The organism is Microcoleus sp. Pol7_A1, assembly GCF_036701085.1.
Lineage (GTDB): Bacteria > Cyanobacteriota > Cyanobacteriia > Cyanobacteriales > Microcoleaceae > Microcoleus > Microcoleus asticus.
Window position 1 is genome coordinate 1 of sequence record NZ_JAUBQD010000072.1, and the last position, 16417, is coordinate 16417.

At 44.1% G+C, this 16417-nt stretch carries 12 protein-coding genes; 4 read left to right on the forward strand and 8 right to left on the reverse strand.

Annotated elements, in window-relative coordinates; translation table 11 throughout:
• The first annotated feature begins 527 nt into the window (after positions 1-527).
• Entirely contained in the window at positions 528-1436 is a 909-nt protein-coding gene (locus QUA20_RS27190) for an alpha/beta hydrolase (protein ID WP_333192879.1), read from the forward strand.
• An 83-nt stretch (positions 1437-1519) separates the two neighbouring features.
• Here the strand turns inward: QUA20_RS27190 and QUA20_RS27195 are convergent, their stop codons facing one another.
• From QUA20_RS27195 to QUA20_RS27215, 5 genes are all read right to left on the reverse strand, one after another.
• Positions 1520-1963, reverse strand: a complete 444-nt coding sequence (locus QUA20_RS27195; RefSeq protein ID WP_333192881.1) for a DUF4079 domain-containing protein — start codon at positions 1961-1963, stop codon at positions 1520-1522.
• A gap of 194 nt (positions 1964-2157) precedes the next feature.
• Positions 2158-2952, reverse strand: coding sequence for a WecB/TagA/CpsF family glycosyltransferase (locus QUA20_RS27200; protein WP_333192883.1), 795 nt, complete (start codon positions 2950-2952; stop codon positions 2158-2160).
• A gap of 431 nt (positions 2953-3383) precedes the next feature.
• Positions 3384-4754: an O-antigen ligase domain-containing protein gene (locus tag QUA20_RS27205; RefSeq protein WP_333192886.1), complete on the reverse strand. Its 1371-nt coding sequence runs from the start codon at positions 4752-4754 to the stop codon at positions 3384-3386.
• Positions 4755-4857: 103 nt separating this feature from the next.
• On the reverse strand, positions 4858-5985 hold the full coding sequence (locus QUA20_RS27210; RefSeq protein WP_333192889.1) for a glycosyltransferase family 4 protein: 1128 nt from the start codon (positions 5983-5985) through the stop codon (positions 4858-4860).
• Positions 5986-6425: 440 nt separating this feature from the next.
• Positions 6426-7592: a glycosyltransferase family 4 protein gene (locus tag QUA20_RS27215; protein ID WP_333192892.1), complete on the reverse strand. Its 1167-nt coding sequence runs from the start codon at positions 7590-7592 to the stop codon at positions 6426-6428.
• Between the two features lie 1142 nt (positions 7593-8734).
• Between QUA20_RS27215 and QUA20_RS27220 the strand changes: the two genes are divergently transcribed.
• The gene (locus tag QUA20_RS27220; RefSeq protein WP_333192893.1) at positions 8735-10969 is read left to right on the forward strand and encodes an ATP-binding protein; all 2235 of its coding nucleotides are present in this window, start codon (positions 8735-8737) and stop codon (positions 10967-10969) included.
• Here QUA20_RS27220 and QUA20_RS27225 read toward each other — a convergent pair.
• A complete protein-coding gene (locus QUA20_RS27225; protein WP_333192896.1) occupies positions 10962-11651 on the reverse strand; it encodes a CPBP family intramembrane glutamic endopeptidase in 690 nt (229 codons plus the stop codon). The two genes, QUA20_RS27220 and QUA20_RS27225, sit on opposite strands and share 8 nt — an antisense overlap.
• A 365-nt stretch (positions 11652-12016) precedes the next feature.
• On the opposite strand from QUA20_RS27225, the gene QUA20_RS27230 reads away from it, so the two are divergent.
• A complete protein-coding gene (locus QUA20_RS27230; protein ID WP_333192898.1) occupies positions 12017-13606 on the forward strand; it encodes an Hsp70 family protein in 1590 nt (529 codons plus the stop codon).
• A gap of 77 nt (positions 13607-13683) precedes the next feature.
• Entirely contained in the window at positions 13684-14511 is an 828-nt protein-coding gene (locus tag QUA20_RS27235) for a YwqG family protein (protein ID WP_333192900.1), read from the forward strand.
• A 131-nt stretch (positions 14512-14642) separates the two neighbouring features.
• On the opposite strand, the gene QUA20_RS27240 is transcribed toward QUA20_RS27235, so the two are convergent.
• Both QUA20_RS27240 and QUA20_RS27245 read right to left on the reverse strand, forming a co-directional pair.
• Complete coding sequence (locus QUA20_RS27240; RefSeq protein WP_333192902.1) at positions 14643-15164, reverse strand: L,D-transpeptidase; 522 nt, start codon at positions 15162-15164, stop codon at positions 14643-14645.
• Positions 15165-15257: 93 nt separating this feature from the next.
• Positions 15258-15896 carry a bifunctional 4-hydroxy-2-oxoglutarate aldolase/2-dehydro-3-deoxy-phosphogluconate aldolase gene (locus QUA20_RS27245; RefSeq protein WP_333192905.1) on the reverse strand — a complete coding sequence of 213 codons (639 nt, stop codon included), beginning with the start codon at positions 15894-15896 and terminating at the stop codon, positions 15258-15260.
• Between the last annotated feature and the right edge of the window lie 521 nt (positions 15897-16417).

The window sequence follows — 16417 nt, forward strand, 5'->3', positions numbered from 1 at the left end:
TACCGAAACATAAACCTATTCATATTCACTCATTTATTTATTATACATCGCTGATGTTATTAAATTTTCATTCCTTATACTGTTTTGGCGCAGTTGCCCCAGTCCTTCCCGCCAATTTTAGTTTGTAGGGTTTTGAGGCATGGAGTTTGAGTTATCATCACTATCTTTTTGAGATTTTAGAATATTTGTAAAAAATGTTTAACGTATATTAAGATGTTTGAGTAAATAGTATGCTAATTTTATTGAATTTATTAATGAGTTTTTTTGAAAAAACAGCAGAGGTGCTCTTGACGCAGAGGAAGGTAATAGTAGATTAAACAGGAATTATTGGCAACGATTATAAAATATTTTAACATCAGGTTAAGAAACTCAGGCTTAGGTTGGGCAGAGGGATACTAAGTATCGATCGAGTTTTAAGGTATCGCTTGCCCTAACTCCTAAAATAGTGAGCGAGCAAACATATATACTTAAATCTTAGGGTGAGTACAGGGACACTGCCCCTACCGATTAACAATTTATCAAGAATTATGTCAGCAAGTTTTCTCCCAAAATTGATCGCACAGCTAACAGAATCTACATCCATTGCTTTAGCCCAAAGCATTCAACGAGAGGCAATTACAACTCCCCTATCATCTGGGGCAATTGCCACAACTTACGCGCACCAAGGCAGCGGAAACACCCCTATTTTGCTAATTCACGGCTTCGACAGTTCGCTGTTTGAATTTCGCCGCCTGTTGCCGCTGCTGGCTGCCGAAAATGAAACTTGGGCGGTTGATTTGTTGGGTTTTGGCTTTACAGAAAGAGCGGCGGGTTTGGCATTCAGTCAAAAAGCGATCGCCACTCACCTCTACTATTTCTGGAAAACGCTAATTTCGCAGCCTGTAATCTTAGTCGGTGCTTCAATGGGAGGTGCAGCAGCAATTGATTTTACCCTCACTTATCCCGAAGCTGTCAAAAAATTGGTGTTAATAGACAGTGCAGGTTTTGCCGTCACTTCTAATAAGGGAAAATTTCTCATTCCTCCCTTAGGATATTTGGCAACTTCATTTTTGCGAAATCCTAAAATCCGCCAGCGAATTAGCATCAATGCTTATTTCGATAAAAAATTGGCTTCTCTAGACGCTCAAACTTGCGCTGCTTTGCACTTGGAAATGCCCAACTGGAATCAAGCTTTAATTGCGTTTACCAAAAGTGGCGGTTACGGAGGTTTTCGGGATAAACTGTCGCAAATTCAGCAGCAGACGCTGATTTTGTGGGGAAAACAAGACCGCATTTTAGGGACGGCGGATGCGGCAAAGTTTGAAAGTGCGATCGCCAATTCTCAACTAATTTGGATACCCGACTGCGGGCACGTTCCCCACTTAGAAAAGCCAGAGATTACGGCGCAGCATATTTTAGAATTCATAAATAAAAGCGGACTCACGCAAAACATTTAAACGTAGGGTGCGCTGCGGCGCACCTTACATATATGTTTTATCTTGCGCATTTGGTATATAGTTTGATGTCAAACTGACAGGTTTCAAACTTTCGGCAAATACTTTTGTACAATCGTCCATCCTGTGATCGACACAGTCACAAATCCCCCAAACAAAGCCAAATTAGTGGTGATGTGGAGGGGACGCGCCCAAGGATGTTTAGGGCAAATTTGCAGACCGCTTCCAACAGAAACCAACACCAAAGCAACAACAGCTAACCCCGCCGGTAAATGAGCCGAGTGACCCAAATTGCCGTAGTATCCCAGCGTACCGACTACACCAATTCCCAGCAGTAAAATTACCAAAGTCGCCATCGCCACACCAGTCGCCAAATGAAAGGGACGCAGCCATTTTGGGCGCTGCTGTTTGGTACTGCGGGCGGCAAACATCCAGGTTCCAGTAACGGCCAGCAACAGGTAAGCTAACAGGGAAACACCCATTGACCAAGCCGCTATTTTCCACAACCACAAAAAAGAAGGCAGATTCATGATTTAAATCCCTAATTAGGGATTTGCAACAAAGGTTTCATTCCGATTTTACCTGGACTTGAAAGCAAAAATGAATAATTTTGAGAGAAAGTGCGATCGGACTATCCACAGCTTGCATCCGTCTGAGCTTGAAGTCAAACCTACTTTCTCTCATACTCAGCTTAATTTACGCTAGAGATTTGTCGCTCCCGTTTTTAGGAGCCGCCTTCCCATTCTAGCTTCCTGGTTTTGCTCTCAAGGAAAGGCATTTTATAAAACCCTAATTTTTGTTCTAAGATTAATCGGAAAAAAGGCAGACCTTCTATCAAATATCTTTTCCACAACCTTCTCGGTTCACTTAACAGTCGGTACGCCCATTCTATGCCGACTTCGCTCATCCATTTGGGAGCTCTTGCTTTGCAACCAGCTTCAAAATCAATGGTTGCACCTACTGCTAAGAAAATTTTGACGTGTGTTAATTTGCTCCTGTATTTAACCAGCCACTTCTCTTGCTTGGGGGCTCCCACCCCTATGGCCAGAACTGTAGCTCCTGATTGATTGATCGTGTCAATTATTTTTTCACACTCTTCCTCATTGTTTTCAAAGCCAAAAGAAGGAGAATGTGCTTCAACCACTATTTCTCTACCAATTTTTTGATTAATTTTTTCCTGGGCTTTCTTAGCAATACCTTCTGCAGCTCCTAGCAAAAATATTTTCATATTCTCGTTATCTTTGTGATACATATAAAATGCAGGGAACAAGTCCGAACCAGAAATCTTTTCTTTGAGAGGAGTTCCCAAAAACTTGGAGGCATACATCAATATTTGACTGTCGCAGACTCTATATGTAGAGGTATTGTAAGCTTCATAGAAGTCGCGGTCATACTGCAGCTTAATCAAGTGGTCTACATTGGGCGTAAATACGACACCACCTTCGCAGTCGAGTTTTTCAAACAACTCTGTTATTGACAAGTTATCTATCGAGACATTCAATAAATTAACTGTGTTCATTTATTATTCCCTTCCCGCTTTATATTAAGCTACAACTCAAACTATTATAACGCACAATACAGGTTCGTGTTTTCACTACTTGGGCGCTTCAGTGAATAAACTTTCTTAAGTATATGCCCGTACACCCTACCTGTCCAGTCAGGGTTTTTAAAGATTGTGTAAAGAATCAGGTCGTTTTAGTAAAAAGTATATTAAGCCCATTTTTCTTTACAAATCGCAACATAGTATTAATAAAAAACCGATGCCGTGCTAATAGTTGAAGCATTGAAAATTAAGGTCAAAAAATTTTTTGACCTTAATTTTAAGCGATTTACAAATATAGCACAACTTCCGAACTTGATTTAATGCAAAAATAGGAAGTTTTTTAGTTGTTGTATTCAGCGACGGCAAGATATTTTTAAGCTTGAAGTGAAGCCGCGCATTCCTGAAAATCATCCTGATTTTTGGTGAACCAGCGACTGTCTTCTTGGTGGCGAACTGGTTTTTTTGGTCTTAAGACTTTCTGGAGCTTTTAAGACCAGACCCGATATTCCTCCAGCAATCATCGCAAAAATCGGGTTAGTCATAGCGTTCAAAACACAGTCAAACACGTACATAGTTAAGGCTACTCCCAGGACGGCAGCGGGCGCTACCTTGGGATTAGACCAGGTTCTGGCGGGATACTTGAACACGCAAAAGACGATAACAGGAAGTAATAATGAAGAAAATAAACTAACTAAACCGACTGCACCGTTGACGCCAAATGCAATAATCCATAAGCTGTCGGTGACCGAGATATCTTTACCGGACTGGTCGTACACGCGGTTGCCACCAGAATCCCCCCAGCCAAAAAGAAAATTTTGCCGCGCTTTTTCCCCCAATATCTCTTCCATGTCAAATCTAAACTTCAGAGAGGCGGCTCGTTCTTCGCCAAATATTGGAGTGATGAAGTCCATCACGTCTTTGCTCGAAAATTGACCCGATGCAGCTACGTACAAATAAAACACTATATATCCAATTATAAATAGCAGGGGCAAAGAGGTGCGAAACCACTTTGCCGAGAATAATACGAGCAACGCCATTACAAATAAACTGTAGGCGCCAGTAGAACGGCACAGCAAAAAAGCGATAGTTAATATAATTGCTAAAGTCTTGATGTTGCGGCCCATAAACTTTTTGATCGCCCCAGTTTGCCAAAGCCAAACTGCGATTAAGGCGGCTGTCATCATCCACACGCCCACCATCAAACCGTGCTGCATAAATACTACCGGTCTCCACCCCCCCAAACGCCTTGCTTGACCCCAGTCCTCAAAGGCGTTGACGCCGTAAATCATTTGGTGCAGAATTGGGCCCTTAACACCTTCAATTAAAGTAAAAGGAATGTAAGCCAACCCACCTGCAACCATCCCGATCGCCAATTGTCGCAGCCCGTCTAAACTACCTACATACAAGCGTCCTAAAAAATAAGGCAGACCCCAAGTAACGATTTGGTTGAGAGTCGGAGAAATCGGGCTGCCGCCATTAGTAACTTGTGAAACAATTGGGCACAAACAGCAAATTACCATTGGCACATCCAGCCAACCGGGCTTAAAAGTGGTGATGCGCGCAGTATCGTAGACAAGAGTCCCCAGCAAAATGCCGTAGCAAGCTGCCGAGATTTTGGTATAGGGCGGCAATAGGGGGATGGGATAAGAAGCTTGCGGCAAAAACAGCCACGCTGCAACAAAACAGATAATTACCGCCCGTTGAGGCGGATACCTCACAAACAGGTAAAAAACGATTGGAATAAAGCCGAACATAGCAAGTGGGATTAATGCAACCATAGTTTTTTTTGCAGTAAAATTTTAGAAAGACAACTTAATTTGCCCAATAAAAATTCTCGCTTAAACGATCGCCCCACCCCAATCTTTTAAATCAACCTCTATTTTACGCCTTCGCCTTGTTCGTTAATTGTGTCTGAGATTCCACAGCAGCGTACAGTGCCGCCTCGAAGAGATTAGTTGCATCCTCCCAGGTATAATTTATCACCGTCTCCAAAGCAGTCTTGGACATGGCCCGCCATTCGGCATCAGACAACTGACAAATGTGTTCGATCGCTTTTGCCATATCCTCTGGGTCTTTTGGCTTGACAAGTATGCCACCCCCGCCAGCAAGTAGTTCCGGAGCCGCACCAGCAGGAGTGCCGATGACTGGAGTGCCGCAAGCCATAGCTTCTAAAATTGGCAAGCCGAAGCCTTCGGAGCTGCTGGAAAAGAGCCAAGCATCGCATTTGCTGTAAAATTCTTTTAGTTGGTCCTGAGTAGGTGCCTTATTATACTCCGTGCCATCAGGCAGCAAATTGGGAGGAGGAGTATCCCCCGAACCAAAGGCAACTAAACGAAGGTTGGGAATTTTTTCAGCAGCTATAGAGAAAGCTTTCAGGGCAAGATCGCAGCCTTTCCAAGGAGTTATAGAATAGTACATCCCAACGGTCGGAACTGACTGCTTGCCTCGCGGCTGCTTGCCTCGCGACTGGGGGTCGTAAAACTGTTTGGTGTCAACGGTGGGAGGGACCAGAGATACAGACAAATCGCCGTATTCATTCCGAGCTATGTCGGCCAGCCACTGGGCCACAGCGATTTTGTGCATCGGCAACCGCCAAGTTGCCTCTACTCGACCTTTTGGTATGTAGTCAAAAGCCTCGTAGTGTTGGAGAAAATATACTTTCCTTCCTTTCCTCGGAGAGAGTTTTGCCACCCACTCGGCAGTTTCCCACCAAGTAGCCATGATAATATCGGCATCAGGTACGTCAATGTCGGTAATTGGACGGTAGGTTTCGAGAACTCGGCGTTCGACATCCACCTTGTCAAAGTGAGACTCTTGTTTCTTGGGAGCTGACTGCCAACCCCTACCTCTGAGGAGCGATCGCAATTGTTGGATCAAAGTAGGTTGCCCCGGGGGGGTAGAGACGATAAATATTTTGTGTCCTCGCTTTTGGAGAAGTTCTGTGTAAATAGATAACACCCTCATGCCACCTGTAAGGCTAAGGGTAGGCAGGACAAAAGTAATTTTCATGAATAGATGCTGAAGATTAATACTGGTTAAAACTCCTCCATAACAGCAAGTTCGCACTTACTAGCCTATTTTTGGCTTTTCAGCAGGGTGCGGGTTTCTGCTGGAGGCGATCGTAACTCGATAGTCGAGCAGATCTTACTCTGTCGTCAGGGACTTTTCCCAATTACAAATCGGGAAATGTTTGAGGACTAGACAAGTTTAACCTGTAACGAAGCCAGCTTTAAAAACTCCGTTGCACTCTGGTTCAGATTTTGGCCGATCGCTTTATAACCAGTATTCGCTCGTCAGTGGCGTCAGAATTCGTGTCGAGACTGCTGGGTAGAAAACAGGACACGGGCGATTTTGGTTGTGGCAGAAGCACCCCACCAAACAATATTGAGTTTCTGCTGAGAATCCTGCGCCAGAGCGAGCGGCTAGCGCAGAATTTCAAATGGCTGCAGTTAGCCTGCAACCCCTATTTTGTTGTTTGCCACTGCTGGGGGCGCATCGTAGGGAGAAGAGGAAACTATATTAACGTCCCGCTGTTTAGATTTGTCTATAGCAACTTTCAAGCCCGCTTCAAAATGAGCTGTGGCATCATCCCAAGTATAATTGTTCACCTTGGCATAAGCCGCTTCTGACATGGCTTGCCACTTGGAATTTGGCAACTGACAGATATACTCTATGGCTTTGGCCATTTCTTCGGGATCTTCTGGTCTTACAAGTATGCCAGTACCGCCGCTCAAAATTTCAGGAGCAGCACCTGCTGGGGTACTGATGACGGGAGTGCGGCACGCCATCGCTTCGATAATTGGCAAGCCGAAGCCTTCTGAGCGGCTCGCCAGCAGCCAGGCATCGCATTTGCTGTAATAGTCTTTGATTTTATCTTGGTCGGGTTGAATTACATACTCGGCATTGGCCGGTAGGGGCAATTCCGAGGATGGGGCCTCTGTACCGAAGGCAACCAGACGCAGGTTGGGGATCTTTTCAGCAGCTAAGGCAAAAGCTTTGAGGGCGATGTCGGTTCCTTTCCAGTAGATTGGAGAGTAAAGTATGCCAACTGTAGGAACCGATTGTTTGTTGCGAGGACAAGCGTAAAATTGCTTGGTGTCCACGGTAGGAGGAGCTAAGGAAACTGTGCGATCGCCGTATTTAGTCCGAGCTAGGTCCACTAACCACTTAGAAATCGTAATTTTGTGCATTGGCAGCATCCAGGTTGCTTCTACTCTACCTTGAGGTAGATAATCAAAAACTTCGTGGTGCTGGATAAAATAAGCTTTTGCTCCTTTGCTGGGAGAGAGTTTGGCAACCCACTCGGCGGTTTCCCACCATGTGGCAACTACTACGTCAGCATCAGGTACATCTTTGTCCTCTACCGGCCGGTAGCGATCGGTAATTTTGTGTTCTACACCTAAGTTATCGAAAAATGAGGGTTCGTTTTCAGGTGTGGAAATCCAACCCCGTCCCCGCAGCAGCGACTTGACTTGCTGGCGCATACTCGGTTGGGCGTGGGGTACAGAGATGACGAACACGGAGTGTCCTCGCTTTCTCAAACGTTCTGCGAAAATAGATACTACTCGTATTCCACCAGTCCAAGACAGAGTAGGAAGCACAAAGGTGATTTTCATTTTTAAGTCCCGCTGAAGACTCCGATTCCCTTATGGCGCTGCTACCAGCGCTGATGTTAGAGATCGAAAGGAAAGAGGGGCGGGTGAATATTAATTACCGCTTTCCTGGTGTGTACATAGAATCCAACCTTGCGACTGTTGGCAACACGCCAGTATTGATATGCCACAAGTTCGCTGTCATTGAATGGATAATAACAACTGATGCGCTCGCGAAACAGTCCTCTAGGGATAATGTTTAGGTGGGCAAAAGTTCCTCCTAAAGAGTGATTCATCATTATCAAACAGCCTCTTTTTTTCGCGACAAACACCAAGCTAAACAACACTTCCTTTTTAACAGAATAGAACTTGCTTGTGCTACAGAAAGGGAGGTACGGGAAACCGAAAAGCACCCAACCTTTAATGCGGGACAAAAAGTAGCATTTGTAACAATCTAGAGTAGATGGATGAGCGCCGTTAGCAAAATTTTATACAGCATTAAAGATGAAATTCTTATTTTGAGAATGTTGATTTCCCGATCGCTCCAACAGATCTAAACACCGATCGGCGATTGTGGTTTTTTGGTAACGGTGCTGTCGGTATTGCTGGACACAATATCGTATTCTGTCAGGATTCAGACATAGTGGTTTTCTCAAATACCTGCTGAAGCGCGAGCGAGTAACCGTCCTGGACGCGCGAAGGAGCGAAAAAACCCAATTTTTCAACCGATATCTCTTCCCCTCACCGATCGTATGTTCGTCAAAAAACCCGGTTGATGCGTCCACTGTTTGAAAAAATAGGTTTCCCAATCGTGCTACACAACAAAGAATTTCACCGAGATAAATTTAATTAGCTGGCTGAGTTTTAAATTTGTTAATAAAAGGCGATCGCCTGAAAAAGTTCCCAAAAGCGACTGCCACTTCTGGGCGGAGTATATTATGTAGCGTGCCTGCGCAAGCCCTGTCTAAGTAATTACCGTAAAAAAGTTCAGCAAATTATTCAATGACCATGTAAAGATAAAAGGAATGCTCTGGATCGATCGGCCTAGATCGTGCCAACGTTGACTCCTAAACTGCAGCTGCAGCTTCGCGGTATGTATCAAATGACCTCGCTTAAAAAAATTTGATGTTATGAAAGAATCATTATTCCTAAGTTTGCGATTCCGGATGACAATCGGTGTGCTCTTGGGGGTTGTGCCGCCGATGCTTGCAGCAATATGGTTTGCCAGTTTTCACGCAGCTAACATTATTCGATCGCAAGCAAAACAAAACCTCGAATTGAAAGCAGATGTCTTAACGGAAAGCATCTCCCGGTGGGAACAAATGAACGTTCGATTGTTGCGCAGCATGAGTCAAGATCCGAGTACAGTCAGCATGAATGCCAGCAAACTGTTGCCGCTGCTAGTTGGCATCAACCGCAGCTATAGCCACATATACCTTGCCGAAGCTTACAATTTAGAAGGGTACGTTGTTGCCCGCGGCAGCGGCACGCCACCCGATCGCATCAAACGCAGCGATCGGTATTGGTTTAAAAGTGCAGTTGCTGGGACTGAAATTACTTACGAAGCTTTGATATCTCGCTTAACGGGAAAACCAGCAGTTATTTTCTCAACACCCATTCGGGAATTTGCGAGTTTAAGTTTGGGCGATCGAGGAAATTCAGTCAGCGAATTGCAGCAGCAACTCAAACAACTCGGCTATTACAAAAACGAAATTACGGGAATTTACGGCAACAGCACCGCCCAGGCAGTTGCTCAATTTAAAAAAAAATATTCAGGCTTGCCGGCAGGTAGCCGCGTCGATTTTACAACCAAGCAGCTTCTCGAACTAGCAACTAATTTTCAACAAAAATTTTTTCAAACACACCAATTAAATTCAATCGATAAATCTGCCGACCAACTGGGAAAAATTCAAGGAGTAGCTGTTATAGGTATACTATTAAGCGACATCGCTAGCTCGATCGGAACAGTCCGAATCGGCAAAACAGGCTTCGCTTTTTTGGTAGACAAAAAAGGTCAATTAATCGCTCACCCCGACCCGAACTTACTTGCTCAAAAGCAACTAATAAACCTCAGCAACTATCCGCCAGTCAAAACTCTACTAGCAGGCAAAAGTGGTGCATTTTACTTCGCCGACGATCGGGGAGTGAAATGGCTTTCATGTCTGAACCAATTAGAAAGTGGCTGGGGCGTAATTATCTTGCAGGAAGAAGCCGAGGTTTTAGAAAAAGAACAGTTATTTTGGCAGTTGGCAATTACTATTGCCGCCATTGCAGTCTTGGGAGTTGGCGGTTTGACGTGGATATTAACCAGCCGTTTGGTTCGGCCGATCGGGGACTTGACAGTTGCAGCAGCACAGCTTTCTAGGGGTGACTGGAATCAGAGAGTAAATATCGATCGCCAAGATGAATTGGGAACTTTAGCCAAAGCTTTCAATCGCATGGCTGTGCAGTTGCAAAAGTTATTTGCTAGCTTGGAAACCAAAAATCAGGAAGCAGACAAAGCTCGCACCGAAGCTGAAACAGCTAGCAAAGCAAAAAGCTTATTTATGGCAAATATGAGCCACGAACTCCGCACGCCTCTGAATGCGATTATCGGCTACAGCGAAATGTTACAAGAAGAATCCTTCGACCTCAATTGTGAAGAATTAGTCCCTGATTTGCAAAATATTAATAATGCAAGCAGACATTTACTATCTCTCATTAATGATATTTTGGATATTTCTAAAATTGAAGCTGGTCGCATAGAATTATACTTAGAAACCTGCGAACTTTCGACAATCATTCAGGATGTCGCTACTACTATTAAACCTTTGGCTGACAAAAATCGCAATGCTTTCGTAGTAAAGTGTCCGCCCGATCTCGGCACGGTTTATACTGATGTTACTAAGATTTATCAGTGTTTGTTAAACCTGCTGAGCAATGCCAGCAAATTTACCGAAGCTGGTGAAATTACTTTAGAAGTAAGACGCTTTAGAAGGGAGAGGGAAGAGGGAAGAGGGAAGAAGGAAGAAGCCCAATGGAAGTCGGAAGAAAAATTTAGTCTTCTGGGAGGAGAGGAAGTAGAATCGGATGTTTTAGGCTTAGAAGCGAAGCGAGAAGGAGACAGAAGCGAGAAAGAACCAGAATCGGATATTCCGGCTGGTGAAGAATGGATTAGTTTCAAAGTCAGCGATACTGGAATTGGAATGAACGCAGCTCAAATTGAGAGAGTATTCCAAGCTTTTACGCAAGCGGATGAGTCTACTACTCGCAGGTACGGTGGTACGGGTTTGGGACTGGCAATCGCCAAGAAATTCTGTCAGATGATGGGTGGAGATATTAGTCTGGAGAGCGAGTTGGGAAAAGGGTCAATTTTTACTGTAGAATTACCAGCGATAGTCGCTAAAAAAGCAGCTAGTTAAAGAGTATTTGCCAACCAATCATTGCCAGCGCAAAATCTGCGATCGCGTGGCTGATATAACTAGACCAAAGTGAACGGTAACTCAGATAAGACTGAGACCAAATTATCCCGGCGGCGAAGACAGCTAAGGAGCCTAAGATCACAGCCTGCCAGTCGCTGTAAGCTGCTATTACAAAAATGTGGTGGAGGGTGAAAAATAGCGAACTCAGAAATATTGCTTTTTTTCCCGGTATGAGAATCTGGCACTTGTTGCAGACAAACCACCGCCAAGTAAATTCTTCAATCAGCGAGTTAACCAGCACAAAATATGCTTCAACAATCAAGTAAATATTAGCGCTGGTAATACCTAATTGGTGCGATTTTTCTTTGGCAACTACAGGATCGATCCAGTGCTGGCCGAAAAGCCGATAGATACCTACAATCATCGCAAACATGAATATTCCCCACATAGATCCAGCCAGCAACTCTTGGGGCTTGGGCAGGGATAAACGCAGTTTTTTGCGATCGACCAAAACAGACCACGCGATCGGAAAAACCAGCAACCAAACTTGACACAATACTGACAGTGTTTGTCCCCAGCTTCCCGGGGCAATATACAAGCCTGCTATGATACCAATACTAGCAGCAGGGACAAGCAGTGTTAGAGCCAATAGTGCTGTTTTGCGATCGCCCATGTGCAGCATTTTTCACCCTTTATTTGAAAATTGGATTGAGATCAAAGGTAAAAGCTTGGCGGCGGACAGGTGATACCACTTTCCACAAACACTGCAACTGTAGGCCCGCGATCCCAACCATTATCCAGTAAGTCATTCCCAAGTCTTTAATCTCAAATCTAAAATGCTATGAGTTTTGTGCCGCTTATAAAAGTGGCGCTTATTTGTTGTTGCAACGAAAAATATGCAGTTGCACAAAATGGAAGACTCCGCTGCTAAAGCAGTTTTGGTTGCAACAAAGTCTTTATTCAAGCACAATTTGATATTATGTTGGTATTTGCGGCTCCAAATACCATAATATAATCTAATCCCTAGTAGCTGTGTATTGTGGCTGAATGACGATCGCAATTGATTTTGGAACTAGCAACACCGTCGTCGCTCGCTGGAATCAAGCCCTCCAGCAGCCCGAAACTTTGAAATTACCGGGATTGTCGGCAATCTCGGCTCAAAACCCGCCCCTAATTCCCAGTTTACTCTACGTTGAGGACGCTGCGGCAAATAAAGTAATACTCGGTCAGCAAGTCCGCGACAGAGGCCTTGATTTGAGTGGAGATTCTCGGTTTTTCCGCAATTTTAAGCGGGGAATTGGCACTTCAGTTCAGGGTTTTGTGCCGGAACTTGACGGGCAACTTATTACTTTTGAACGAGTAGGTGAGTGGTATTTGAGCCAAATTGTGAACTCAATTCGCGAACTGCCCTTGCCCGTAGATTCTTTGATTTTTACTGTGCCAGTAGATAGTTTTGAAGCTTACCGCCATTGGTTGGGCAAAGTGTCTGAATCTCTGCAAGTAGAACAGGTGCGGATATTGGACGAACCTACGGCGGCTGCTTTGGGTTATGGTTTAGCCGATCGCGAAATTCTGTTAGTCATTGATTTCGGCGGCGGAACTCTCGATCTTTCTGTAGTGCGTTTGGACGCTTCCTCCAACAAAAAGCCCCTCGGTTTTATTCTCAAGTGGGGCGAAAAGTTATTAGCTGAATCTTCAGCGCAAAAGGCAAAAGTTGCCCGGGTTTTGGCTAAAGCCGGACAAAATTTAGGCGGTTCTGATATTGATAATTGGTTGGTTGACTATTTTTTCAAAACAAAAGGGCTGGCCAAATCTCCGATAACAACCAGATTAGCAGAACGGTTAAAGATTCAGTTGTCTTTGGTAAATCAGGCAGTTGAGGTTTATTTTGATGACGAAAATTTTGAGAGTTACGAATTAGAATTAGATCGCTCTCGCTTTGAATCTATCCTCGCCGAACATCAGTTTTTTGACAACCTCGACGAGTGCATGAATCAAGTATTGCAGCAAGCGCGGCGCCAAGGCTTAGAAGTTGGCGACATCGATGCAGTTTTGCTAGTTGGCGGTACTGTACAAATTCCCGCTGTGCAGCGTTGGGTGCAGCAATATTTCGAGCCTGCAAAAATTCGCTGCGACAAACCCTTTGAGGCGATCGCCCAAGGTGCTCTGCAACTGAGTCAAGGCATAGAAATCAAAGATTTTCTCTATCACAGTTACGGCATTCGCTACTGGAACCGCCGCGAAAATTGCCACAGTTGGCACAGTTTAATTAAATCCGGCCAGTCTTATCCGATGAGCGAACCGGTAGAATTAGTCTTGGGAGCTTCTTTAGAAAATCAACGAAGTATAGAATTAATTGTCGGCGAATTGGGAGCGGAAACTGGCGGCACGGAGATATATTTTGATGGCGACAGGCTAATTACTCGCCAACTCGCGGGTCAAAGATCGGTACAGCCGCTAAATGACAAAGACGGAGCACGCAGCATCGCTCAATTGACGCCGCCAGGGTATCCCGGGAGCGATCGCATAAAAGTTTTGTTCCGCGTTGACGAACAGCGCTTTTTGCGCATTAGCGTGGAAGATTTGCTGACAAATGAAACTTTGTTAGAGGATAAACCAGTGGTGCAGCTAAGTTAGGAATAGGCTTTACAGGTAACGTGCGCTTCGGCGCACCCTACTGATTGCATTCAAAACAAATTGATTGTTAAAAGCAGATGAACTATAAACTAGAATTTCCACTCTCTCCAGAACTAGAAAAGTATCGCGACCGAATCGAAGCTACCATTAAACCTTACATTGAAATTAAAATCCAGAATAATGACTCCGTTAATTGGTGGCAAAGTAAATTTGGGGGATTGCCCTATTTACCTAAAGGCTTTGAGTATCCAAAAACTGCTGACGGTAAATATTTATTCTTTCTAGCACAAATCAACTTTTCTGAAGTACCGCCTTTAGATAGTTTTCCCGAGCAGGGGATTTTGCAGTTTTATATAGCCGACGATGAACCATATGGTTTAGAATTCGGCAATTCCGCCGATGTAGATAATTCCACAGTCGAAGACAGATTCAAAATAATGTATTTTCCTCAGCCAGACTTCAAAGTTGAAAACTTGATTACCAATTATGATTTTTTGCCGGAACCCGAACTTTTTCCTATCTCAGGCTGTTGCAGCTTACAATTTACTAAAAAATATGCGCCGATTAGTACCAGTGATTACCAATGTACCGAAATTTTAGGCTCGGAAATTGATGAGTTATTTATGAATCATGAAATAGAAGATGAATACCTAAAAATATCGTCTTTTTGGGGTCATAAAATAGGTGGTTATCCTGATTTTGTACAAAATGATGTTAGAGAATATAGCAGTAAATACGATCGGGAACATAAGTCAGAGATTCTTCTATTCCAAATGGATACCGAGCGCAATGATACAATATATATCAAGTGGGGAGATATGGGTATAGGTAACTTTTTTATTAATGAATCAGCACTCAGACAATTAGATTTTAGTAAAGTTTTATACAATTGGGATTGTGGTTAAAAGCAGCAGTTAAGTAAGCACACCTAAAAAAACATAATACTCAGAACCCCGACTTCTTTAAGAAGTCGGGGCTGTAACAGATTGAATAGTGTTTGACAATGCCCGATGCCCGATGCCCAATTCCCAATTCCCTAAACCTGAGATTTGTGCACTACAACGGGTGTTCCCACCGAGGCCCATTCAAATAGCCATTTAGCGTGATTGACAGCTACATTCGTGCAGCCGTGAGTAACGGGATTGCCAAACAAATTGTGCCAGTAAGCGCCGTGAATTGCCATGCCTCCGTCGTAATACATTGTATAGGGAACGTCGGGCACGTCGTAGTCCGGCCCAGTCATCCTAGCAACGCGGTATTTGGTTTCAACCGCAAAGGTTCCCGTACGGGTGGGAGTAGATGATTTGCCGCTGGAAATAATCACCGCGTAAACGGGTGTATTTCCTTCCCAAGCTATTAACCTTTGTCTTGACAAATCTATTTCAATCCAGCGTTCGCTGGATTGCTGCAACTGCATAATTTTATTGGCAATTATGTTGTGCTGTTCGCCGGCAATTGCAGGAATTGAACCGCCGCAGAATGCAGCCAAAGTGAGGGCGCAGCCGGCACAGAAAGTTCCAGCGCGGCGGAAGTAAATTGAGTTGATAATGCTGTTCATTCCTCACACCTCGTACTATTTTAGATTTTAGATTTTAGATTGAGTTGTACTATTTTAGATCTTAGATTTTAGATTCGAGATTGGAAAGAGGGCTTAACAAGTTGTTAAGTTTTGGGTGAGATTCCGGGCAATTTGGACGATCGCCCGCCAATCTCCATTTTCCACTAAGTGTTTAGGAAATAAGTCTCCGGCTAAACCAACGGCGATCGCCCCGGCGTCAATAAATACTTTGGCATTTTCCAGCGTCACCCCGCCAGTGGGAATTAAAGGAATGTGTCCCAAGGGGCCTTGCAGGCTTTTCAGGTAGGCAGCGCCTCCCAAAGCCGATATCGGAAACACTTTAACGCAGGTAGCGCCTGCTTGCCACGCGGTCACAATTTCCGTAGGAGAAAAAGCACCGGGGACGATCGGCACTCCGGCGTCAACTGCTGTTTTAATCATAGTTAAATCGGTGTGAGGAGTAAACACAAATTGAGCGCCGCAGTCTATTGCTTGCTGCAACTGTTCTAAGTTTAATAAGGTGCCAGTGCCAATACTAAAACTAGGGAATTCAGAGCGGAGTTGGGCAATTAATTCAGCGGCTTTGTGGGTGTTCCAAGTAATTTCAATAAACTGGATTCCTCCTGCTGCTACCGCTGATGCCATCTGCCAAGCAATTTCCTTTTCGGAGGAACGGATAACGGCGATCGCTCGATGTTTTTTTAGCTGTTTCAACCAAGATTGATGATTCATACCCTTTGAAATTTTAGATTTGAGATGGGAAGCCAAAATAGAGAACTCGTATTATTCTAATTTACATATAATTTTAGTACAGATTACCAAATCCGCTTTTAGATGGTAGGGTGCGGCTCTTTTGTAGTAGATCCCGATCGGTTAAATAAACAACTTGCTCCCTGTCAATCGATTTTAGATTTTAGATTTTAGATTTTAGATTTTAGAATCGACCCCACGGATGAATCCGGGGCCCCGGATCTAATTACTTTGGGTCAGCGGAAAATTTCGCAGAGAGCTAGAAATCGAGTTGCAAATATTCCTTTAGCTAGGAGGTACAAAAATTCACCAACCTTAGTGTATCGAGCTTATTGCCGTGACAGGAGCGACGGCGGTTTTAGCAAGATCGATCGCGCTTAACAGAAAGCCATATCATAACTAACAAGAATTCGAGCAAGTTGCATCCTGCCGTAATCCTCTAGAGATACTATTCGACTGCGATCGCTTTGACTAATTTACCTACCTGGAGGGATGCCACAAAT